At 60.9% G+C, this 20,286-nt stretch carries 26 protein-coding genes; 19 read left to right on the top strand and 7 right to left on the bottom strand.

Features of this window, described 5'->3' with window-relative positions; all coding sequences use genetic code 11:
- Positions 1-39 precede the first annotated feature (39 nt).
- From B7Z76_RS10275 to B7Z76_RS10290, 4 genes are read left to right on the top strand one after another with little or no spacing between them, the layout of a single operon-like run.
- A complete protein-coding gene (locus B7Z76_RS10275; protein WP_291343750.1) occupies positions 40-462 on the top strand; it encodes an HPr kinase/phosphorylase in 423 nt (140 codons plus the stop codon).
- A complete protein-coding gene (gene rapZ, locus B7Z76_RS10280) occupies positions 459-1,379 on the top strand; it encodes an RNase adapter RapZ (RefSeq protein WP_291343751.1) in 921 nt (306 codons plus the stop codon). Before B7Z76_RS10275 ends, rapZ begins: the two co-directional genes overlap by 4 nt.
- A complete protein-coding gene (locus tag B7Z76_RS10285) occupies positions 1,376-1,798 on the top strand; it encodes a PTS sugar transporter subunit IIA (RefSeq protein WP_174502671.1) in 423 nt (140 codons plus the stop codon). Before rapZ ends, B7Z76_RS10285 begins: the two co-directional genes overlap by 4 nt.
- A complete protein-coding gene (locus B7Z76_RS10290) occupies positions 1,795-2,088 on the top strand; it encodes an HPr family phosphocarrier protein (RefSeq protein WP_174502672.1) in 294 nt (97 codons plus the stop codon). The genes B7Z76_RS10285 and B7Z76_RS10290 overlap by 4 nt, the downstream gene beginning before the upstream one ends.
- Before the next feature lie 73 nt (positions 2,089-2,161).
- Here B7Z76_RS10290 and B7Z76_RS10295 read toward each other — a convergent pair whose 3' ends face one another.
- The 6 genes from B7Z76_RS10295 to B7Z76_RS10320 form a co-directional block, all read right to left on the bottom strand.
- Positions 2,162-2,932, bottom strand: a complete 771-nt coding sequence (locus B7Z76_RS10295; RefSeq protein ID WP_291343754.1) for a Bax inhibitor-1/YccA family protein — start codon at positions 2,930-2,932, stop codon at positions 2,162-2,164.
- Between the two features lie 138 nt (positions 2,933-3,070).
- Positions 3,071-3,340, bottom strand: coding sequence for a 30S ribosomal protein S15 (gene rpsO / locus B7Z76_RS10300; protein ID WP_174502674.1), 270 nt, complete (start codon positions 3,338-3,340; stop codon positions 3,071-3,073).
- 23 nt (positions 3,341-3,363) lie between these two features.
- Positions 3,364-4,299: a tRNA pseudouridine(55) synthase TruB gene (gene truB, locus B7Z76_RS10305; RefSeq protein ID WP_291343756.1), complete on the bottom strand. Its 936-nt coding sequence runs from the start codon at positions 4,297-4,299 to the stop codon at positions 3,364-3,366.
- A gap of 85 nt (positions 4,300-4,384) precedes the next feature.
- On the bottom strand, positions 4,385-5,272 hold the full coding sequence (locus B7Z76_RS10310) for a prephenate/arogenate dehydrogenase family protein (RefSeq protein ID WP_174504766.1): 888 nt from the start codon (positions 5,270-5,272) through the stop codon (positions 4,385-4,387).
- Positions 5,265-6,359 (bottom strand): histidinol-phosphate transaminase, encoded by a 1,095-nt coding sequence (gene hisC, locus B7Z76_RS10315; protein WP_291343758.1) that lies wholly within the window; start codon positions 6,357-6,359, stop codon positions 5,265-5,267. The genes B7Z76_RS10310 and hisC overlap by 8 nt, the downstream gene beginning before the upstream one ends.
- Positions 6,356-7,294, bottom strand: coding sequence for a chorismate mutase (locus B7Z76_RS10320; protein ID WP_291343760.1), 939 nt, complete (start codon positions 7,292-7,294; stop codon positions 6,356-6,358). The genes hisC and B7Z76_RS10320 overlap by 4 nt, the downstream gene beginning before the upstream one ends.
- Positions 7,295-7,348: 54 nt before the next feature.
- Here B7Z76_RS10320 and B7Z76_RS10325 point away from each other — a divergent pair, with 54 nt between their 5' ends.
- From B7Z76_RS10325 to B7Z76_RS10370, 10 genes are all read left to right on the top strand, one after another.
- On the top strand, positions 7,349-8,494 hold the full coding sequence (locus tag B7Z76_RS10325) for a homoserine O-acetyltransferase (RefSeq protein WP_291343762.1): 1,146 nt from the start codon (positions 7,349-7,351) through the stop codon (positions 8,492-8,494).
- Positions 8,491-9,144 carry a methionine biosynthesis protein MetW gene (gene metW / locus B7Z76_RS10330; RefSeq protein ID WP_174502678.1) on the top strand — a complete coding sequence of 218 codons (654 nt, stop codon included), beginning with the start codon at positions 8,491-8,493 and terminating at the stop codon, positions 9,142-9,144. The genes B7Z76_RS10325 and metW overlap by 4 nt, the downstream gene beginning before the upstream one ends.
- Before the next feature lie 22 nt (positions 9,145-9,166).
- Positions 9,167-9,904: an ABC transporter ATP-binding protein gene (locus tag B7Z76_RS10335; protein WP_174502679.1), complete on the top strand. Its 738-nt coding sequence runs from the start codon at positions 9,167-9,169 to the stop codon at positions 9,902-9,904.
- A complete protein-coding gene (locus B7Z76_RS10340) occupies positions 9,901-10,701 on the top strand; it encodes an ABC transporter permease (protein WP_291343764.1) in 801 nt (266 codons plus the stop codon). The genes B7Z76_RS10335 and B7Z76_RS10340 overlap by 4 nt, the downstream gene beginning before the upstream one ends.
- A gap of 37 nt (positions 10,702-10,738) precedes the next feature.
- Positions 10,739-11,353, top strand: coding sequence for a histidine phosphatase family protein (locus B7Z76_RS10345; protein ID WP_174502681.1), 615 nt, complete (start codon positions 10,739-10,741; stop codon positions 11,351-11,353).
- A 57-nt stretch (positions 11,354-11,410) separates the two neighbouring features.
- Positions 11,411-12,139 (top strand): lipid-binding SYLF domain-containing protein, encoded by a 729-nt coding sequence (locus B7Z76_RS10350; RefSeq protein WP_174502682.1) that lies wholly within the window; start codon positions 11,411-11,413, stop codon positions 12,137-12,139.
- Between the two features lie 148 nt (positions 12,140-12,287).
- The gene (locus B7Z76_RS10355; protein ID WP_174502683.1) at positions 12,288-12,764 is read left to right on the top strand and encodes a YcgN family cysteine cluster protein; all 477 of its coding nucleotides are present in this window, start codon (positions 12,288-12,290) and stop codon (positions 12,762-12,764) included.
- A gap of 18 nt (positions 12,765-12,782) precedes the next feature.
- Complete coding sequence (locus B7Z76_RS10360; RefSeq protein ID WP_291343767.1) at positions 12,783-13,499, top strand: M48 family metallopeptidase; 717 nt, start codon at positions 12,783-12,785, stop codon at positions 13,497-13,499.
- A gap of 38 nt (positions 13,500-13,537) precedes the next feature.
- Positions 13,538-14,545, top strand: coding sequence for a zinc-binding alcohol dehydrogenase family protein (locus B7Z76_RS10365; protein ID WP_174502685.1), 1,008 nt, complete (start codon positions 13,538-13,540; stop codon positions 14,543-14,545).
- The gene (locus tag B7Z76_RS10370; RefSeq protein ID WP_291343770.1) at positions 14,546-15,139 is read left to right on the top strand and encodes a nucleoside triphosphate pyrophosphatase; all 594 of its coding nucleotides are present in this window, start codon (positions 14,546-14,548) and stop codon (positions 15,137-15,139) included.
- Here B7Z76_RS10370 and B7Z76_RS10375 read toward each other — a convergent pair.
- Positions 15,115-15,453 (bottom strand): accessory factor UbiK family protein, encoded by a 339-nt coding sequence (locus B7Z76_RS10375; protein ID WP_291343772.1) that lies wholly within the window; start codon positions 15,451-15,453, stop codon positions 15,115-15,117. The two genes, B7Z76_RS10370 and B7Z76_RS10375, sit on opposite strands and share 25 nt — an antisense overlap.
- A gap of 58 nt (positions 15,454-15,511) precedes the next feature.
- On the opposite strand from B7Z76_RS10375, the gene rfaD reads away from it, so the two are divergent.
- The 5 genes from rfaD to B7Z76_RS10400 are packed head-to-tail and all read left to right on the top strand — an operon-like array spanning position 15,512 to position 19,962.
- Complete coding sequence (rfaD, locus tag B7Z76_RS10380) at positions 15,512-16,492, top strand: ADP-glyceromanno-heptose 6-epimerase (protein WP_174504768.1); 981 nt, start codon at positions 15,512-15,514, stop codon at positions 16,490-16,492.
- Positions 16,489-17,319, top strand: coding sequence for a prolipoprotein diacylglyceryl transferase (lgt, locus tag B7Z76_RS10385; RefSeq protein WP_174502688.1), 831 nt, complete (start codon positions 16,489-16,491; stop codon positions 17,317-17,319). The genes rfaD and lgt overlap by 4 nt, the downstream gene beginning before the upstream one ends.
- The gene (locus B7Z76_RS10390) at positions 17,316-18,290 is read left to right on the top strand and encodes a class I SAM-dependent methyltransferase (RefSeq protein ID WP_174502689.1); all 975 of its coding nucleotides are present in this window, start codon (positions 17,316-17,318) and stop codon (positions 18,288-18,290) included. The genes lgt and B7Z76_RS10390 overlap by 4 nt, the downstream gene beginning before the upstream one ends.
- Positions 18,287-19,030, top strand: coding sequence for a peptidoglycan editing factor PgeF (gene pgeF / locus B7Z76_RS10395; RefSeq protein ID WP_174502690.1), 744 nt, complete (start codon positions 18,287-18,289; stop codon positions 19,028-19,030). The genes B7Z76_RS10390 and pgeF overlap by 4 nt, the downstream gene beginning before the upstream one ends.
- Complete coding sequence (locus B7Z76_RS10400; protein ID WP_291343778.1) at positions 19,027-19,962, top strand: hypothetical protein; 936 nt, start codon at positions 19,027-19,029, stop codon at positions 19,960-19,962. Before pgeF ends, B7Z76_RS10400 begins: the two co-directional genes overlap by 4 nt.
- Positions 19,963-20,286: the final 324 nt, after the last annotated feature.

The raw sequence follows: 20,286 nt of genomic DNA on the forward strand, positions 1-20,286 counted from the left end.
CTTTCGCTTTTGCCGAAAACTTGCCACAATTGCATCGAGATGATTTTATATGGGTCCTGTGCGGCGCTGGATGACGATGGTGTCTTATTGCTTGGTCCATCCGGATCAGGCAAATCTGACTTATTGCTGAGACTTCTCGATCGGGGATTTTCGCTCGTTTCCGATGATCAAGTCAGCATCGAAGGCGAATTCGCATCGGCGCCTCCGTCCCTTTTGGGTATTATAGAATTGCGGGGTTTGGGTCTATTCAAGGTTCCCGCGACCAGAATAGCGCGCTTGCGTTTGACCGTGCAGCTTGGGGACGAACAAGATCGCTTGCCATTCCCTAAGCGCAACGCTGAGCTGAATGTCCCGGAAATCTTCATAGATCCGCGCCTGGATTCAGCGCCCATCAAGGTCCAATGGGCTCTCGACACCATCGCCGGGCGTCGGGAGCAAGTTTGCGGGTGCTTTGTATCATGAGGGATCAACCCAGCAGGTTGATTGTCGTAACCGGACTGTCAGGTGCCGGCCGTAATTCCGGCTTGAGGGCGCTGGAAGACATCGGCTATGAAGCCGTGGACAATCCGCCTCTGGCGATTGTCGAAACCCTCGCCCGGGTGGACAGGCCTCTTGCTGTGGGGATCGACACACGCACGAGGGATTTTTCCGTCGAGGATGTCCTATCCACAATCGATCGCCTGCGCTCCAGCGCCTCTGTCCATCCGGAATTGCTGTTCCTGACTGCCAGCCCGGAAGCCTTGCAGCGTCGGTTCAGCGAGACCAGAAGGCGACATCCTCTGGCGCTGACAGGCAAGGTGACAGAGGGAATCGAAGCCGAGCAGGCTCTGACGCTTCCCCTTCGGAACGCTGCGGATTGGGTCATAGATACATCGCAATTGTCATTGACCAGCCTGCGTCAAATTATCGAGCAGAGGTTCGGCCTCGGCGGCCCAGGCATGACCATCACCCTGGTATCGTTTGGCTTTCCTTCCGGATTGCCTCAGGAGGCTGACCTCGTCATCGACACGCGCTTCCTGCGAAACCCGCATTACATACCGGATCTGCGGGAAAAGACCGGGCTTGACCCTGCCGTGAGAACCTATATCTCGGAGGATCCTGACTTCCCAGAGTTCTACGAGCGGGTCGGTGGCCTGATTGAGTTCCTGTTACCGCGCTTTGTTCGTGAGGGCAAAAAATACGTAATGATCGCAATTGGTTGTACTGGCGGAAAACATCGCTCGGTTTCGCTTGTCGAAATGCTCGGGACAAGGCTGAGCGACAGGGGATGGGGTGTGCTCGTCGAGCATCGAAATCTGGACATGAAATCTGTCGTGGTCCCGCACGACAACGCAACCGGCAATGCTGCCAGCCAGCCAACGGTCGGAGTTGAAAAATGATCGGTATGGTGCTGGTCAGTCATGGCAACCTTGGTGTTGCGCTGCGGGAAGCCCTCGAACATGTCGTTGGGCCTCAGCGCAATATCGCGACCGTTTCCGTTGAGGCCGATGCCGATATAGAGACGCAACGGAAGGAGATCGCGGAACGCGTTTCGGATGTCGATGCCGGCGACGGCGTCGTCGTGCTGACTGACATGTTCGGCGGTACGCCATGCAATCTGGCGATGAGTATGCTTGACCGGGATGACGTGGAGGTCATCGCGGGTGTGAACCTGCCGATGCTCGTCAAACTGGCCAAAATACGCGGATCATACAACCTGTCTGATGCCGTTCACTGTGCTGAGGAAGCAGGCCGGAAATATATTGCTTGCGGATCAGACATTCTCCACCCATCGGCTCCGAAACGCGCCTGCGGATGAATACAGATCAATCGCCTGTTCGGCTGACTCAAACAGTCACGATCACCAATACCCGCGGACTCCACGCCCGAGCTGCCGCGAAGCTTGTAACCCTCGCAGAAAAATTCAGTGCGGCGCTCGAGGTATCTCGGGATGGTCAAACCGTCTCCGCGCAGTCGATCATGGGATTGATGATGCTGGGTGCTGGGCTTGGATCGACTGTCGAGATTTCAGCAGAGGGATGGGATGCCAAAGAAGCCCTCGCTGCGGTGGTGGAACTGGTCGAGGCGGGGTTTTATGAGACGGGCTAAAAAGTACGAATAGGGCGCCAACGGAAACAGGCTCTGGATATTTCCAGAGCCTGTTTTTTTATGGACACAGAACTCAGTTTTTACGGTTACCCATGAACTGCAGGAGAAACAGGAACAGGTTAATGAAATTCAAATATAACTGAAGCGCATCATATACACTCCTCTTCGCTGCCACATCGTCGCCGAAGCGGGATCCATATTGGAGATAATCCGCTTTGATTCTTTGTGTGTCATAAGCGGCGAGGCCAGTGAAAATCAAAACGCCAATCGCACTGATCGCAAACTGCACCACAGGGGAGTGCAGAAAAATATTTACGATCATGGCAACCAGCAGTCCAATGACACCCATCACCAGGAAGCTGCCGAATTTGGTAAGGTCATTCCGCGTCGTGTAGCCGTAAAGGCTCATGCTGCCAAAAGTAATGGCCGTGACAAAGAATGTCGTCAGAATAGACTGGCCGGTGTAGACAAGGAAGATATTGGTGAGGCTCGCCCCCATCACAGCGCAGAACGCCCAAAACAGTGCCTGAGCCTGCGTCGTGCTGAGTTTGTTCACGCCGAACGACATCACCAGCATGAACCCGAGCGGCGCGAAAATGCTGATATAAGCCAATATTCCCGGCTGACGTATCATCGCGCCGCCAGGCGCCGCCACAAGGGGGTAAAAGGTGTTGATAAGGCCGGTATTCGCGATTGCGTAGGAGACGATCGCCGTCAGCAGAAGGCCAGACGCCATCCAATTATAGACCCGCAGCATGTATGCCCGCAGGCCTTCGTCCAGAACGCCTGCACCTGCCGCAACCGATGCGCTGCGATAGGAACGCATGTCAGGACCCATAGCCATGATTTCTTGCCACTCCTCGTCAGGCGGCGGAATGCCACCATCAGCCTTATTTTGGCCATTCGCGCCCGCCGATCAAGCATAATCGGCGGGCGGAGGATGAGATCGGTGTAACGATTTGGCGTTTGGAGGGAATTCAGCTCAGCGACGCAGGCCGAGACGACCGATCAGGGCTTCGTAACGCTTCACATCCTGACGCTTGACATAGTCCAGAAGGCGGCGCCGGCGACCGACGAGCATGAGGAGGCCGCGGCGCGAGTGGAAATCCTTCGCATGCGTCTTCAGATGCTCGGTGAGATTGACAATCCGTTCGGTCAGAAGCGCAACCTGCACTTCCGGGCTGCCCGTGTCGCTGGGCTGTTTCGCGTATTCGCCAATCAGTTCCTGCCGGCGATCCGGTGTAATCGACATCGGATATACTCCTGTTTTTAAAGTTAAAGCACGCGTTCAGGCTTGAGCAAGCCGTCACCCAGCCGGCCCAGAGCCACAAAACGGCCGCTCGCCATCAGCCGTGCCAACCCACCATTGGGATCACATGACGGATGAATCCGCCCCATGAACTGAACAAGGCTCAACGCCTGGCCATTTCCAAGGGCAGCAGCTTCCGTTTCGGTCAGGGCCAGAGCCGGGATGTCGTCCAGCGCGGTCCCGACGGGAAGCAGGAAACTCGAATCAGCACCGGGGCTATCGCCGGAATCGGTAATCTTGTCCAGCGGAATCGCCGCCGCCTCCTGGAACGGACCAACGGAAAGTCGACGCAGCGCAGCTATGTGGCCGACCGTGTTCACCGCCAGCGCCACATCGCGCGCGAGCGCTCGCATGTAGACGCCTTTCCCCGATTCGACCTCGAAGATGGCATGATCTGCATCAGGCCGGTCAACCAGTTCAAACCGCGACACCTGTGCCGGGCGAGGCGGCAATTCAAGAGCCAACCCGGCGCGGGCTAGGTCATACGCCCGTTCACCACCAATCTTGATGGCCGAGAAAGCGGGCGGCACCTGCATGATATTGCCCCGGAACCTCCCCAGAACCCCCTCGATTGCAGATGTTTCCGGACGTATGGCCGATGTCGCGACAACCGCCCCATCGGCATCGTCGGTGTCACGGGCCTCACCGAAACAAAGGGTGAAGCGATAGCGCTTGGAGCCGTCCATGACGTAGGGCACCATCTTCGTTGCCCGCCCAAGGGCTATTGGCAACACCCCCGTCGCCAGCGGATCGAGTGTACCGCCATGACCGACTTTGGCTGCCTGCAATGCCCGTTTGATGCGAGCCACAGCGTGAGCGCTGGTGATCCCTTGCGGCTTGTCCAGTATGATCCAGCCATCGATGATGCGTCCGCGTTTCTGCCGCGGCTGATGAGGCGCCATGTTATCCTGCAATGTCTTTGGGGTGCTGCGCCTGATAGCGAAGCCGGCATGGCGTGGCAAACGCTGCAGGCTTCGGTCAGCGAAATCAGGCCTGATTGATGTCGATCAGGGCTTGCCGGATCTTCCGGCCACGTAAAACCTTGTCTTCGATGTAGGCCGCGTCGCCCCAACGAACAGCCCGCGCCATAGCCTGCGCGTCTTCGGTGAATCGCGCGAGCATTTCCAGCAGAGCTTCCCGGTTGTTCAGGAAGACGTCCCGCCACATCGTGGGGTCGGATGCCGCAATACGCGTGAAATCCCGGAAACCGGAGGCCGCAAACTGCAGGACTTCCTTCCTCGTCTCGTCCGCCAGATCATCCGCTGTCCCGCAAATCGTAAACGCGATCAGGTGGGGCAGATGGCTTACGATGGCCACGACACGATCGTGATGGGCTGCGTCCATCACGCTCACCATCGCGCCGGCGCGCTCCCAAAACAGCCTCATGCGGGCAACGGCGTCCTGGTCAGTCCCGGTTACGGGCGTCAGGAGGCACCAGCGTCCCTTGAAAAGATCCGCGAAGCCGGCATCGGGGCCGGAAAATTCGGTTCCCGCCATCGGATGCGCCGGCACGAAGTGAACCCCATCCGGTAGATGCGGACCGATGTCACGGATGACCGACTGCTTGGTCGAGCCGACATCGCTGACAATTGCGCCCGGCGCGATATGGGGCCCCACGATCTCCGCCAAAGCGGCATAGGCACCCACCGGCGCGCAAAAGATCACGCAGTCGGCCCCCTGCACGGCGCGTGCCGGATCGATCTCGCATTCATCGGCGATGCCGAGTTCGGCTACCCGATCGAGGGTTGCCTGCGTGCGGGCATTGGCCACGACGGTCCGGGCAAGATCCCCGCGTTCGCGGGCAATCCGTGCAATCGATGACCCGATGAGCCCGAAGCCGAGCAGCACAAGCCGGTTGAACAGTGGCTCAGGCATGCTGTCGGCCAAACTCGTCGAGCGCATCAGCCGCAGCGGCGCACTCATCATCGGTCCCGATCGTGATTCTGAGGCATTGCGGCAACCCGTAAGCTGCCACCCGCCGGACGATGATGCCGCGGCTGCGCAGATGCAGGTCCGCGGCGGCGGCGCGATCCGGTGTTTCCAGATCGGCAAGCACGAAATTCGCGCTGCTCGGCCAGACATGGAACCCTGCTCGCTGGATACGGGCCGAGAGTTCGGCCCGCGCCCGTGTATTATGGCTCCGGCTGCGTTGCACCCACCCCTGCTCGGCCAGCGCCGCAATCCCCGCTGCCGCGGCAGGTCCGCTCACGTTGAAGGGCATCCTCGTCCGGTTGAGCACGTCGATGATCGCCGGCGCTGCATACGCCCATCCGAGCCTCAGGCCACCCAGACCGAAGATCTTGGAAAATGTCCGGGTCATCACCGTGTTTTCACTCGCATCGACCAGCCCGACGCCTGGATCGTAGTCACCGTCTTCGACATATTCCGCATAGGCCGCATCCAGCACCAGCAGGACATGCGATGGCAACTGACGCCGCAGCCGCACGATCTCGGTAGACGGCACGAGCGTGCCGGTGGGGTTGTTGGGGTTGGCCAGGAATACAAGCCGGGTGGCCGGTGTCACTTCGGCGAGCATGGCATCGATATCGGCGGTCAGGTCGCGCTCCGCAGCCTTGCGCACCTCCATGCCCGCGAGCCGCGCAGCAATCTCGTAGATCAGAAACCCATGGCGGCTCATGACCAGTTCGGTGCCCGGCCCGCCATAGGACTGGATGAGCAGGGAAATCAGGTCATCGGACCCGTTGCCGCAAACAATCCTGGCCGGATCGAGATCAAAGTGCCGGCCAATCGCGTTGCGCAGTTCGACGGCGCCGCCATCGGGATATCTGTGAATCTTCGACGCAACGGTCTGCAACGCGGCAATAGCGCCGGGAGGAGGGCCAAAGGCCCCCTCATTCGACGACAACTTGATGACCCGGCTCACTCCGTTCAGCTGGGATTCACCGCCGACATAGGGCGGCACGGAAAATACGGCGGGCCGAGCCGCAGGCGATCCGGTCATCGCATCATGCCCGATGCGCCGATTGGGCTGGCATAGGCACCAAGCACGACCGGCGGTGCAGGGAAAGTCGAAATAGCGCCAAGCCGCGGGTCTTCGCGCGGGATATAGCCATCAACGTCCGCCAGCGCATAAGCCGCCTCCCGCCTCGCAATCCGGCGGATCAGCAACGAACCGACATCGAACCCAGCGTCGCGCAGGATCCCGAGGATGCGTGCCGTGCTGGTATCGGGAACAATCTCGATCCCGATCAGGCTCCTGTCTTCCCCGCTCGCATCCGGAACGAACGACGACACGACATAGGCTTCCGACTGGGGCACTCCTTCACCGCGCTTCGCCCAGAACGGCAACTTCGCGACGATCGACAGCCGCGGGAGGCCGCCATGCATCAGGCCAACCCACCATGCCGCCTGATCGTCATCCTCATCGGATGGTATGGGCAAGACGGCCGCATGGGCAATTTCACTCGTGATGTCTGTGAGTGCCTGCGAGGGCGTGCGATGCCGGCGCATGGAGGTCAGCGGTCCGAAATGTTCACGGGCAAGGGCAAGCAAGTCGGCCTGACCGCCATCCGCAACGGCAATGACAAGCCCACCCTCGATCATCAGGGCGCCGGAAAAGAGTTCCCGCCAGATCCTCGTGATCGTATGCGGCGGCAGCCCTCCCTCGTGGCGGGCGAGCAGGCGGCGCAGAATCGCGGCCTCGCGGCCAGGCCGGATCATCACACCGCGCTTCCCGCCTTGCGAACGCACACGCTCGATGATTTCCGCGCGCTGCATCAGCATGTCGTGGATACGGTCGTCGAGGGAGTCGATTTCGGCGCGAAGCCGGGACAGCGCCTCCGGGGCGGTGTCCTGAGGAGGTGATGCAGGCGGCATTTCAGACATGGCATTCCAATAAGCTGAATTCGGCTTTAACTGATACAGGAGGTTCGCCACACGGCAAGCCCCATCCTTGCCGCATGCTTGGGTTGAGCGCATATCCTGCGAGCCATGGACCACTCACCCTTTCCCGATATTCCCCATCAGAAGGTATCGTTTCCCGATGGCCTTGCTCTGGATTGCGGCGTGACGCTCCAGCGGCTCGAAGTCGCATACCGGACATATGGCACACTCAATGCAGAAAAAAACAACGCGGTTCTGATCTGTCATGCCCTGACGGGCGACCAGTATGTGGCGGAGCAACACCCGCTGACCGGCAAGCCTGGCTGGTGGAACGCGCTGGTGGGGCCGGGCAAGCCAATCGATACACGACGGTTTTTCGTGGTCTGCGCGAATGTTCTGGGCGGCTGCATGGGCTCGACAGGCCCTCGCAGTCCGCGGAACCATGAAACCGACGATGCCTGGTCGGTCGATTTTCCTGCCATCACCATCCAGGACATGGTGAGAGCCCAAAAGAAGCTGATCGACTGGCTGGGAATCGAACGGCTTTTTGCCGTTGTCGGCGGCTCGATGGGCGGCATGCAGGTACTGGCCTGGGCGTCGATGTATCCGGACCAGGTCTTCGCTGCGGTTCCGATCGCGACAGCGCCATACCACTCCGCACAGAACATCGCCTTTCATGAGGTCGGCCGGCAGGCGATCTATACCGACCCGGATTTTCATGACGGTCACTATCGCGCACATGGCGTGATCCCCGCACGCGGGCTCGCTGTCGCCCGCATGACCGCGCACATCACCTATCTTTCCGAAGCGGCGCTGACACGAAAATTCGGCCGGCGCCTGCAGCGCCAGACCGCCCTCCCCTCGCCGCTGTTCGGAGAGCGTTTCGCCGTCGAGAGCTACCTCGAGCATCAAGGGTCGAGTTTTGTGCGCCGCTTCGATGCGAACTCTTATATCGTGATCACGCGGGCGATGGATTATTTCGACCTCGCTGCCGACCATGGAGGATCGCTGGCTGCAGCCTTTCGCCACACGAAATCGCGCTTCCTGCTGGTCTCGTTCAGTTCCGACTGGCTGTTTCCGACCGCCGAAAGCCGGACGATGGCCCGCGCGCTCAACCAGGTTGCCGCAAATGTCAGCTTTGTCGAAATCCTGAGCGACAAGGGACATGATGCCTTCCTGCTCGATGAGCCGGATTTCCACCGCACGGTTGCCGGCTTCATCTCCGGCGCGGCGGAAGCGGCGGGGCTGCAATGAGCCAGGCAACACCGGTGCGGTTCGTTGCCAAAAACCTGCGTGTCGATCTTGAGTTGATCGCAGGGATGATCCCCCCGGGCTCCCGCGTGCTGGATATCGGCTGCGGCGATGGGGCGTTGATCGACCTTCTGGCCCGCACCCGGCGATGCGATGCCCGCGGCATCGAGATCGACATGGCCGAAGTCACCCGCGCCGTCGCGCATGGCCTGCCGGTGATGCAGGGAGACGCGGATACCGACCTTATCCATTACCCCGACAACACATTCGATTATGTCGTTCTGTCGCGCACGCTCCAGGCTGTCGAACAGCCGCGCGAAGTGCTGCGCCAGATGCTGCGCGTCGGCACCAGGGCGATCGTCAGCTTTCCGAATTTCGGTCACTGGAGCCTGCGTTGGCAGTTATTCTCGACAGGCCGCATGCCGATGACCACGACGTGGAACCGGATGTGGTACGAGACACCCAACATCCATCCCTGCACGATCCGCGACTTCTTCGACCTCTGTGCGAAGGACCGCTATCAGGTCGAACAATGGCTGGCGGCCGACGAGGCCGGGCGGCGTGCACCGTGGCGCCGCTTTCCGCTGCTGGCCAATCTGTTCGGCGAGCAGGGTTTGTTCGTGTTGAAGCGCGAACTGGCGATGGAAAGCTGAAGCCGGTATCGCGCCGCTCCCCATGGACGCAGTGATTGTCGAAAATCTGACCAAGCGTTTTGGCACTGTCCGCGCCGTCGACAGTGTCAGCTTCCGCCTGCCCGCCGGGACGACTTGCGGCTTGCTGGGAGGAAATGGCGCCGGCAAGACGACCACGATTTCCATGCTTCTCGGTATCCTGGCGCCTGACGCCGGCTCGATCGAGGTGCTCGGACACGATATGGCGCGAGACCGGTTCGCAGCACTCGCCCGGATGAACTATTCCTCACCCTATGTCGCCCTGCCGATGCGGCTGACCGTCAGTGAAAATCTCCGCGTCTACGGCCACCTCTACAACGTGCCTCGGCTTGAGAACCGGATTCGCGAACTGGCGCGGGATTTTGACCTCGAGGGACTCCTCTCGCGCAAGGCGGGAGCCCTTTCAGCGGGGCAAAAAACCCGAGTAGCGTTGGCAAAGTCTCTGATCAACCGACCATCCCTGCTCCTGCTCGATGAACCGACCGCCAGTCTCGATCCGGATACAGCTGATTACGTGCGCGGCGTCCTCGAGCGATATCGCGACGAAACGGGGGCGGCCATTCTGCTCGCATCGCACAACATGGCCGAGGTCGAACGACTCTGCTCCCAGGTGCTCATGATGAAAGGCGGGCGGATCGTCGACCGCGGCACGCCGGGCGACCTTATCACGCGCTACGGCCGCGACGATCTGGAACAGGTCTTTCTCGCCATCGCGCGCAATCCGGAGACGCTGCCGCCGTGATCGCCGCCCTTCGCCGGATATGGGGTCTGATCTATCGCCATCTCTGCCTTTACCGGCGGTCCTGGCCACGGGTTCTCGAACTCGCCTACTGGCCCACCCTGGAATTGCTGATCTGGGGGTTCACGGCTCAGTTCGTCATGAAGGGCCATGCCGATCTGGCGATCCGCACCGCCGGCGCGCTGATCGGCGGCGTGCTGCTCTGGGAAGTCGCCCTCCGCGCCCAGATGGGTGTTACGATATCGTTCCTCGAAGAAATCTGGTCACGCAATCTCGGCCATGTCTTCGTCAGCCCCCTGCGGCCGCGCGAAATGGTGCTGGCACTGCTTGGCGTCTCGGTCCTGCGCACGGTCGTGGGCCTCACGCCGGCCGCCGGCATCGCTTTCTTTCTCTACGAATTCAATATCTTCACGTTCGGCCTCGCTTTGATCCTGTTTGTCGCCAATCTTTTCCTGATGGGATGGTGGCTTGCGCTCGGCGTGATTTCCCTCCTGTTCCGCTATGGGGCATCGGCTGAGGCGCTCGCCTGGACGCTCGCTTTCGGGCTTACCCCGGTCGCCTGCGTGTTTTATCCGGTCTCGGTTCTGCCGCCATGGCTGCGCCCGGTTGCCGAAGCCCTGCCGGCCGCACATATCTTCGCCGGCATGCGCACCGCGCTGTATCACCACAAGACGGATATCGGCCAGCTTGCGATTGCTGCCGGGCTGAACCTGTTCTGGATGGGCTGCGCCGGTTTGATATTCGCATTGCAGTTCAGGGCAGCCCGCCGCAGCGGCGCTCTGGTCACGATCGGCGAATGATCGTTCACTCCCCCTCCCGCAATCCACGGAATCCAACATGACACCGACGACATTCTGGCTGATTCGGCATGCGACCGTGACACCCCAAGCGCTCGCATTGCTCTATGGCCAGATGGATGTCCCGATCTGTGAGTTGCGCCGCGCTCAGGATGCACCCCGCTATGCGGCTCTCGCCCAGTCCCTGCCCCGCCCGGCGCAATGGTTCGTCACGCCGCTATCGCGCACAAGCCTGACCGCGGAGGCCATCATGAACGCCGGATATGGGCCCATCGCGCCTCGCGTGGAGGAAACCCTCATCGAGCAGGATTTCGGAACATGGCAGGGCATGCGGATGGATAAATTCGCAGAACGAGGCGCGCGGCATCCGTTCTGGCCGGTTGGCGGCGATGAACAGCCGCCGGATGGGGAGAGTTTTGCCCAGCTGCGCCAACGGGTGGGCGCGGGCCTTGAGCGGTTGAGCACCGATCATGAAGGGGAACATGTTGTCGCGGTGTCTCATGGTGGTGCCATCCGTGCAGCGGTGGCGCATGCGCTGGATCTGACAGCCCATCAGGCCTTGAGCCTCGCCGTCGAAAATCTGTCGGTGACCCGGCTTGAGCGCCACGATCGCGCCTGGAGGGTCGTCACGGTCAATGAACAAATTTCCATTTGAACGTCAGCCCGATCCGGGCCACATCCGATCAACACCTGTCCAGAGCGGAGACGAGCAATGACGCAACGCAAGACCACGGCATGGCGCCAGGCGCGAAAGACGCTCTATGCCGGGGTTACCGCACTGTCGGTCACAATTCCCCTTGCATCATGCGCCTCGGGTGCCGGCTCGCCGAACGCCGCCCAGGAACTCGTCGACCGGTCGACCCTCACGGTCGAGACAATGCTCGGATCGGGAACCCCGTCCGCCGGCCAGGCCACCCAGATGCTGCGAAATGCCAAGGCGGTCGTGGTCTGTCCGCGCATCTTCAAGGCAGGCTTCTTCATCGGCGGCGAAGGTGGAAGCTGCGTTCTGGTTTCACGCGCGGCCGGCGGTTCATGGTCCGATCCCGCCTTCTACACGATGGGGAGCGGCAGCTTCGGCCTTCAGATCGGCGCACAGGACGCCGAGGTCATCATGCTGCTGATGAACAACACCGCGCTGAACGCCTTTCTCAGCAGCCAGTTCAAGATGGGAGCCGACGCTGGCGTCTCGGTGGCCACGATCGGGGCTGGGATCGGCGGTTCAACCGGAACGGCGCTTGGCGCTGACATCGTCACATTTACCAAGGCGCGCGGGCTTTACGGCGGGATTTCCCTCTCAGGCTCCGTTTTCTCGAACGATGAGGCGCTCGATCAACAATATTACGGGCAGACCGTCGCTCCGCGTCAGATCGTCGTGAACATGGCGGTCAATAATGCAGGCGCCAACCCGCTGCGGGCGATGCTCTCCAGATATGGTGGCTGAAGCCCATACAAAGGCAGGATAGATCCTTTGATGGGATGACATCATCGCAGGTCATCCTGGGGTTGCGCGTCGCCTGATTGCCGGGCCAGGAAGCCAAGCGGGTATTCTGGTCCTTTTCTGCCATCTGCGTCCGGGCTAGACTGATCGCATGTCGCAATCCGGTGTTGAACCGTTCTGGCGTCGCAAGCGCCTTGGAGAGATGACCCAATCGGAATGGGAATCCCTCTGCGATGGTTGCGGCCGATGCTGCCTGCATAAGCTGAGGGACGAAGAGACCAACGAACTCGCCTTCACGGATGTCTCCTGTCACCAGCTCGACCGGACGACCGGGCGGTGTCTCGACTATAAAAATCGCCTGCACAAGGTTCCCGACTGCACAGCCTTGACACCCGAACTCGTCGACGCGATCGACTGGCTTCCTCCCTCATGCGCGTACCGCCTGGTTGCTGAGGGGCGCGATCTCCCGGATTGGCATCCATTGCGCACGGGCGATCCGGACAGCACGCGCCGGGCTGGGGCATCGGTTGCCGGACGGGTGCGAACTGAGCGAACCGTTGAAAATCTGGAGGATCATATCGTTGAGTGGCCGGTTCTCTGGCCGCGCGCCGGTGATCGCGACGAATAGGATCTTCTGATGCCACACATGCCGTTCAGCATCGCACCGATGGAAGACGCTGAACCTGTCATCGTAGGCGGCCTGCAGGCCACGATTGTCTGGCGGAAAAACAATCGGGCGAGGCGCGTTGCATTGCGGATCGATCCGCAAGCAGGCCGGATTGTCATCACATTGCCGCCGCGCGGATCCCGCCAGGCCGGGTTGGCGCTGCTTCGCGGGCATGAATCGTGGGTTGCCGAACGCCTCGCCTCCCTGCCGCCGGCCCTCGTGATCGCGGATGGAAATGAAATTCCGGTCTTCGGTCAACCGCACAGGATCGTCCACGATCGCGGAACCCGCGGCGGAGCGGCGATCGAGACCCCAGTGATCCGGGTTTCCGGCCATCCGGATTTCCTGGCCCGCCGCGTTCGCGACATGTTGCGCGATCTCGCCTTTCGTGAATTCTCGGCAATGGCACGGCACATGGCGGCGCAATTCCGTGCGCGCCCCGCTGCGGTCCGCATAAAGGACACCCACACCCGATGGGGTAGTTGCACCGCCGATGGAACGATGATGTTCTCATGGCGTCTCATAATGGCGCCACGCTTCGTTCAGGATTATGTTGTCGCACACGAAACGGCTCATTTGCGTCATATGAATCATGGGCCGGATTTCTGGACGCTGGTGGAGACTCTGACACCATACCGCGCAGAGGCGACAAGCTGGCTGCATCGCGAAGGGCCCGGACTCCTGCGGATTTCCTGATCGCCACACATCTCAAACCCAATGAACAAGGCCAATCCATGAAAGCAGTCGCCTTTACGCATTCTCTGCCGATCACGGCGGACGACGCGCTGATCGATATCGAGGCTCCGGATCCCGTGCTGCGTGCCCATGATGTCCTGGTCGAGATCCGCGCCGTATCGGTCAATCCGGTCGACACCAAGATCAGGCGCCGCAACGAGCCACTCGGCGAACCCCGGATACTCGGCTTTGACGCCTCGGGCATCGTTCGGGCCGTAGGCCCCGGTGTGACGCGGTTTGGAATCGGCGATGAGGTCTTTTATGCGGGCTCGGTCGATCGCCAGGGCTCCAACGCGCAGTTCCAGGCGGTCGATGAGCGCCTTGTTGCCCGCAAACCCCGCTCCCTCAGCTTTGCCGAGGCCGCGGCGCTGCCGCTGACCACATTGACCGCGTGGGAAATGCTGTTCGACCGCTTCTCCATTCCGAGAGATCGTGTCCATCACGATACGCTGCTGATCGTCGGTGGCGCCGGAGGCGTCGGCTCAATGGCGATCCAGCTAGCGCGCCAGCTCACCGGTCTCGTCGTGGTTGCGACAGCCTCAAGACCCGAAACGATCAACTGGTGCTCCTCACTCGGCGCTCACCACGTCATCGACCACCATCATCCCGTGGCGGCCCAGCTCGAGATGGTCGAAGCCAGCGCGCCGAGCTACATTTTCTGCACCAATCACGTGGAGAAGCACTGGCGCGAACTATGCCATGTGCTGGCCCCCGAAGGGCGGATCGGGCTGATCGAGTCGACCGGCCCGCTCGACATGCACGAGATATTCAACAAATCAGCATCGGTGCATACCGAATACATGTTTGCCCGTTCACTTCACCAGACGGCGCAGATGATCGAGCAACACCACATCCTCCAGTCGGTGAGCCGCCTTGTCGATCAGGAGGTTCTTCGCACGACGATGACGGAAAATTACGGGCCGATCACGGCCGCCAACCTTCGGCGGGCACATGCTGCGATCGAAAGCGGCACAACGCGCGGCAAGATCGTTCTAGAAGGGTTTTGAGTGGATATCATTCTCGCCAGCACATCGGCCACGCGGCAATCGATGCTGCGATCGGCCGGTGTGACGCCGAATGCAGTTGCATCCGGCGTCGACGAAGCGCCGATCAAGCTGTCCTTCCGGGAGGCAGGCCAGTCTTCCACCGCCGCAGCCATGGCGCTGGCACGGGAAAAGGCACTGGCCGTATCGGCCCGACACCCCGACGCGCTGGTGATTGGTGCCGATCAGATACTGGATTGCGAGGGTCGCTGGTTTGACAAACCAGCTGACTTGCCAGCCGCCGCAGAACACTTACGGAAATTGTCAGCCCGGGTGCATCGGCTGGAAACCGCTGTCGTCTGCGCGGTGGCGGGCGCATGCCGCTGGGAGCATTCCGAAGCTCCCGAGCTGAAAATGCGCCGCCTGTCCGATAAATTCATCGCAGCCTACGTCGAATCCGAAAGCGATCAAATCCTGCACTCGGTTGGTGCCTACAGGCTTGAGGGGCTCGGCATTCAACTTTTCGAGCGTATCGACGGCGATTTTTTTACGATACTCGGCCTCCCGCTACTCCGCCTGCTTGCGTTCCTGCGTCAGTCCGGAGCGCTGCCCTCCTGATCGGGCGTAAGTGCCTGTTCCGCCTCCCCATCTGCCGGCGATGGCACAGATGTCTCGGCGGCTTCCGAACGATGAGCCATTTCCTCGAGGCGGGCGACGCGAGCGGCCAAAGCGTCCGCCTCGGCCCTCGCGCGCGAAGCGAGTTCCATTACCGCGTCGAATTCATCACGTCTGACAAGATCAAGGCGCCGGATGGCTTCCTCCACCCGGGTGCGGACCATTGCGGACATTTCATCGCGCAAGCCGCTGGCGGCAGACAGGGCACCGCCGGCAAGGCCCGCCAGATCGTCAAAAAATCGCGGTCTCTCGGTCATGCCTTTTCTCCTGCAGGTGGTGATGACGGATCATCATATGCCCACTATAACCACGTCCATGATACTGGTCACGGGCGGAGCTGGCTTCATCGGCTCCAATCTCCATGCGGAATTGCACAGAAGCGGTCGGGAAACCGTCATCGTCGACCGGCTACGTGCAAACGGCAAATGGCGTAATCTCCGGGCCCATCCTCCCTCGGCCATCGTTGATCCGGACAATCTGGAAAATTTTCTCGCCAGCGATCCGCCGATTGACGCGGTTGTCCATCTCGGCGCGATCAGCGAGACCACGGCAACGGACGGCGACCTTGTATGGCGCTCGAACGTCGTGCTCAGCCAGATGCTCTGGCATTGGTGTGCCGCGCAACAGCGTCCTTTCATCTATGCTTCCTCGGCGTCCACTTATGGCGACGGTTCATTCGGCTTTGATGATGACAACGACATCGAGGCGCTCCGCAGATTGCGGCCGATGAATTTATACGGCTGGTCGAAACATGCATTCGATCTTTGGGTTGCTGGCGAATGCGCCGCAGGCCGGCCGCGCCCGCCCCACTGGGCGGGATTGAAGTTCTTCAATGTCTACGGCCCGAACGAATATCACAAAGGCCGCATGATCTCGGTCATCAAGGTCAAGTACGACGAAATCGCGGCGGGGGAACCCGCGCGCCTGTTCCGGTCTGACAGGGCCGAGATTGCCGATGGCGAGCAGGCCCGGGATTTCATCTGGGTGGATGACGTTGTCGCGGCGATTGGCTTCCTGCTTGCGCACCCCAACGTCAGCGGTCTGTTCAATCTGGGCACGGGGAAAGCGCGGAGCTATGCGGACCTGGCCCGCGCCGTCTGCGCCGCATGCGGCGTTGCAGAACGGATAGAATTTGTCCCCATGCCTCAAAGCCTGGTCGGCCAGTATCAATCGTTTACCGAAGCGCGGATGGATCGCCTTCGCGCAGCAGGGTTTGATATGACGTTCACCACGCTCGAACAGGGTATCGAAACCTACATAAAACGCTTTCTCGGTCAGCCGGACCCTTACCGATGAAAAACGTTTATGTCTGGCCGCATTTCGACCCGATCCTGGTTCGGTTCGGGCCGTTCGCCGTTCATTATTACGCCCTGGCCTACATCACGGCTCTGGTGCTTGGCTGGAGGCTGATGCGCCGGCTGGTCCGGGAGGCGCCGGTCGTCGCGACCCATGAACAGGTTGACGATTTCCTGTCCTGGGCAACGCTCGGCGTCGTGCTGGGTGGGCGGCTAGGCTACATAGTATTCTACCAGCCGGTTTATTTCCTCGACCACCTCAACCGCACCTACGCGGTGTGGGATGGAGGGATGAGCTTTCATGGCGGAATGCTGGGTGTAGCGGTTGCGATCCTGATCTATTGCGGGCGCAACGGCCTCGATCCATGGCGGTTTGGCGACCGGGTTGCCGTGCCGGTGCCAATCGGCCTCTTCCTCGGGCGGATTGCAAACTTCGTGAATGGCGAGCTCTGGGGCCGCCCTGCTCCCTCCTGGTTTCCGTTTCGCATCATCTATCCCGAATCGGGATCTGACGTTCCCCGCTATCCGTCAGAACTGATCGAGGCTACGCTCGAAGGGTTAGTGCTCTTCCTCGTCCTGTTCATCGCCTCCCGCAACGAGCGTATCCGGAACCAGCCCGGGTATCTCGGCGGCATGTTCGTGATGGGCTACGGCATCGCACGAACGGTTGCCGAAGGCTTCCGTCAGCCCGACTGGTTCCTGGGTTATCTGATGTTCGGGCTGACCATGGGGCAGTTGCTTTCCATCCCGATGATCGTGATCGGTGCGACCATGATCTGGCGGGCGAAATATGTCACCCGCCCGAAGGCGGCTCCAGCCGGGGCATGATCGAGCGGTTGGACGCTTTCATGGCGCGGGCCAACGCCGCCTACTACGCCGAATGTGATCCATTCAGGGATTTCACGACAGCGCCCGAAATCAGCCAGATCTTTGGTGAATTGATCGGCCTCTGGGCAGCTGTCACCTGGCGAATGCTCGGCCGCCCGGCTGTATTCTCACTGGTCGAGGCCGGCCCCGGGAACGGGCACCTGATGGCGGACGCGCTTCGGGCAGCCGGGCGCGCCGTGCCGGCGTTCACTAGGGCCGCGGAAATCCACCTCATCGAAACGTCACCGCGACTGATCGCCCTGCTAAGGCAGAAACTCCCGCAGGCCACGATTCACCCGGATCTGTCAACGATTCCCGATCGGCCGATCCTGCTTGTGGCGAATGAATTTCTTGATGCCCTGCCGATACGCCAATTCGTCAGGCGTGGCTCCGCCTGGCATGAACGATACGTGGCGGATGGTGATTTCATCGAGATGAGTACCGATCTCGATCTGCCGGATGCGCCGGATGGCGCAATCATCGAGCGGAGCGAAGGCGGAGACACATTTGTGCGCGATCTTGCCGCACGTATCGCAAAACGGAGCGGTGCCGCACTGCTGATCGATTATGGCCATGATCGCGGGGGAGCTGGCGCAACCCTGCAGGCGATTGAAAGCGGCAGGCCGGCGGATCCACTCGCGTATCCCGGCCGAAGCGATCTTACCGCCCATGTCGATTTCGCCCGCATGGCCATGATCGCCCGTCAGGCCGGCGCCGATATCCAGGGACCGCTGTCTCAAGGCGCCTTTCTCGCTACGATGGGCATTCATGAACGCACCGCCCAGCTGGGGCGTCACGCCAAGGCTGACGACGCAATGCGACTGCTTGCAGCCACACAGCGCCTCACCGCACCGGAAGCGATGGGCAGCCTTTTTCGTGTCATGGCGCTGGCGCCACGAGGATTTGAACGACTTCCCGGATTTTTGTCATGATCCCTTTCATCACTGCGGGGCTAGCCTCGCCCCATGGCTTTTTCTCCAGGCAAGGCGGCGTCTCTGAGGGCGCATATGACAGCCTGAACTGCGGGCAATATGGCAAGGACGATCCCCTGAACGTCGCCGAAAACCGGTCCCGCGCCATGCGCGCCATCGGCGGAATGCCCCACCGGCTGATCGGGCTGAAACAGGTGCACGGCGCGCGGGTCGTCCTGAACCCCGAACCTGGGGCCGCGATGATCGAAGCGGATGCGATGGTCACCGACCAGCCAGAGCTCGGCCTCGGCATCATCACCGCAGATTGCGCCCCGGTTCTGTTCAGCTCCGCTGATGGCAAAATCGTTGGCGCCGCTCATGCCGGATGGCGCGGCGCGGTCGCCGGCATTCTTGAGGAGACGGCAGAGCTGATGCGCGGGATCGGGGCTGAGGGAATAACCGCAGCGATCGGCCCATGCATTCACCAGGAAAGCTACGAGGTCGGAGCGGACATGAGGCAGGTTGTGCTTGACCGTGCAACTGAAGATACGCGCTTTTTTGCAGATGGCAGACCGGGTCACTGGCAATTCGATCTCCCCGGCTACTGTGCAGCGCGGCTTGCCGCGATCGGCGTCCAGACAATAATTCTTCCTCATGACACGCAGGCCGATGAAGCCGGCTATTTCTCACATCGTCGCCGGACCCTGCGCGGTGAGGGCGCGGGCGGACATCAGATATCGATCATCATGAGGCGTGCATGAAACGCCTGCTCTGCATGGCTTTCACACTGTTGCTGGCCGGATGTGGGACGCTGCCACAACCCCTGCTCGGCAAGCCAGGGGCGGAGGGGGCGCGCCTCGCGGTACCGCCGCCGCCGGTTCTGGTCATTCCCCCCTCCCCTGCGACATTGCTCGGGAGCAATGGATCGAAAGCCTATGCTCACGCTCTGGCCCATGCGCTGGACGATCAGAACGTGCCGGCCATGGTCCGCACCCCGCGAAACTACGATTGGGAGCTTTTGGCGACGGCAACCACTTCCGCGGGGCTGACAACGCCCGACTTCAAAATCATCGGGCCGAACCACAAAATATACGGCCACCTGACAGGCCAGCCCGTTGATGCCACCCGATGGGCAGAAGACGATCCTGCAACCATCGCCCACGCTGCCACGTCGGCAGCACCACGCCTCGCCAGGCAACTCGCTGCGATCAACGCCTCCGTGCAACAAAGCAATCCAGCCTCTCTCGAAAATCGCCCCCCCCAGGTGATGCTCCTCGGCGTGACCGGCGCACCTGGCGACGGCGACCACGCCCTGAAACTCGATCTTTCGCGGACTCTGCCAAGACAGGGCATTGTCATGGTCAAAGATAAATCCGACGCCGATTTTCTCGTCAGCGGACGCGTGAGGGTGAGCCCTCTCGACAAGACGAATCGGGACACCGAGAACAAGCTGGTCGAACTTGACTGGACGGTGAAAGACCGGCGCGGCAACTTCGTCGGCAAGGTATCCCAGCTACACGACCTGAAGAGCAGTGAAATGGCTCCGTATTGGGGCGATGTCGCTGCCGCGGCGGCACAGCAGGCGGCGCTGGGACTGAAGCAGGTTATCCGGAACGCAACGTTGCGGCATGACGCTGCGGCGAAGACTGGCAACAAACTCCGGAAGGATCCCATAACGGTGCAACAGCCGTGACGTGAAAGGCCAGCGCTTTCGCGCCACGAACATTCAGCAGAGCCGCCCCGTCCGTCCATCTGAAACAATCAGGCCCAATATTCTCAGGATCGTGAAATCCGGATTCGAACAATCCGGCAAGCATGCCGACCGGGGCCGAATCCAGCATTACGTGGTCAATGGCTATCCCGAGTTTGCGCCAATCCTGCGAGACCGGGTCCAACTCAGCGGGGCGCGATGTTGAGGATATGACGTGCACCCCTGAATTGGCGCCATTTTTGGGTAGAGTCCGTTTCTCGAGGAGACGGACGAATGAAGCGGAGCAGGTTTTCGGACGAGCAGATT

The sequence above is a fragment of the Acidiphilium sp. 20-67-58 genome, assembly GCF_002255515.1.
Taxonomy (GTDB): Bacteria; Pseudomonadota; Alphaproteobacteria; order Acetobacterales; family Acetobacteraceae; genus Acidiphilium.

Coding starts and splice junctions, on each gene's coding strand:
- truB (WP_291343756.1), bottom strand. CDS start 4,299: ATGGCGCCTCATCAGCCGCGGCAGAAACGCGGACGCATCATCGATGGC.
- pgeF (WP_174502690.1), top strand. CDS start 18,287: ATGATCCCTTTCATCACTGCGGGGCTAGCCTCGCCCCATGGCTTTTTC.
- B7Z76_RS10275 (WP_291343750.1), top strand. CDS start 40: ATGATTTTATATGGGTCCTGTGCGGCGCTGGATGACGATGGTGTCTTA.
- B7Z76_RS10355 (WP_174502683.1), top strand. CDS start 12,288: ATGTCGCAATCCGGTGTTGAACCGTTCTGGCGTCGCAAGCGCCTTGGA.
- B7Z76_RS10345 (WP_174502681.1), top strand. CDS start 10,739: ATGACACCGACGACATTCTGGCTGATTCGGCATGCGACCGTGACACCC.
- B7Z76_RS10310 (WP_174504766.1), bottom strand. CDS start 5,272: ATGCCTGAGCCACTGTTCAACCGGCTTGTGCTGCTCGGCTTCGGGCTC.
- B7Z76_RS10365 (WP_174502685.1), top strand. CDS start 13,538: ATGAAAGCAGTCGCCTTTACGCATTCTCTGCCGATCACGGCGGACGAC.
- metW (WP_174502678.1), top strand. CDS start 8,491: ATGAGCCAGGCAACACCGGTGCGGTTCGTTGCCAAAAACCTGCGTGTC.
- rapZ (WP_291343751.1), top strand. CDS start 459: ATGAGGGATCAACCCAGCAGGTTGATTGTCGTAACCGGACTGTCAGGT.
- B7Z76_RS10285 (WP_174502671.1), top strand. CDS start 1,376: ATGATCGGTATGGTGCTGGTCAGTCATGGCAACCTTGGTGTTGCGCTG.
- rpsO (WP_174502674.1), bottom strand. CDS start 3,340: ATGTCGATTACACCGGATCGCCGGCAGGAACTGATTGGCGAATACGCG.
- B7Z76_RS10295 (WP_291343754.1), bottom strand. CDS start 2,932: ATGGCTATGGGTCCTGACATGCGTTCCTATCGCAGCGCATCGGTTGCG.
- B7Z76_RS10350 (WP_174502682.1), top strand. CDS start 11,411: ATGACGCAACGCAAGACCACGGCATGGCGCCAGGCGCGAAAGACGCTC.
- B7Z76_RS10335 (WP_174502679.1), top strand. CDS start 9,167: ATGGACGCAGTGATTGTCGAAAATCTGACCAAGCGTTTTGGCACTGTC.
- B7Z76_RS10375 (WP_291343772.1), bottom strand. CDS start 15,453: ATGACCGAGAGACCGCGATTTTTTGACGATCTGGCGGGCCTTGCCGGC.
- rfaD (WP_174504768.1), top strand. CDS start 15,512: ATGATACTGGTCACGGGCGGAGCTGGCTTCATCGGCTCCAATCTCCAT.
- hisC (WP_291343758.1), bottom strand. CDS start 6,359: ATGACCGGATCGCCTGCGGCTCGGCCCGCCGTATTTTCCGTGCCGCCC.
- lgt (WP_174502688.1), top strand. CDS start 16,489: ATGAAAAACGTTTATGTCTGGCCGCATTTCGACCCGATCCTGGTTCGG.
- B7Z76_RS10390 (WP_174502689.1), top strand. CDS start 17,316: ATGATCGAGCGGTTGGACGCTTTCATGGCGCGGGCCAACGCCGCCTAC.
- B7Z76_RS10290 (WP_174502672.1), top strand. CDS start 1,795: ATGAATACAGATCAATCGCCTGTTCGGCTGACTCAAACAGTCACGATC.
- B7Z76_RS10400 (WP_291343778.1), top strand. CDS start 19,027: ATGAAACGCCTGCTCTGCATGGCTTTCACACTGTTGCTGGCCGGATGT.
- B7Z76_RS10360 (WP_291343767.1), top strand. CDS start 12,783: ATGCCGTTCAGCATCGCACCGATGGAAGACGCTGAACCTGTCATCGTA.
- B7Z76_RS10325 (WP_291343762.1), top strand. CDS start 7,349: ATGGACCACTCACCCTTTCCCGATATTCCCCATCAGAAGGTATCGTTT.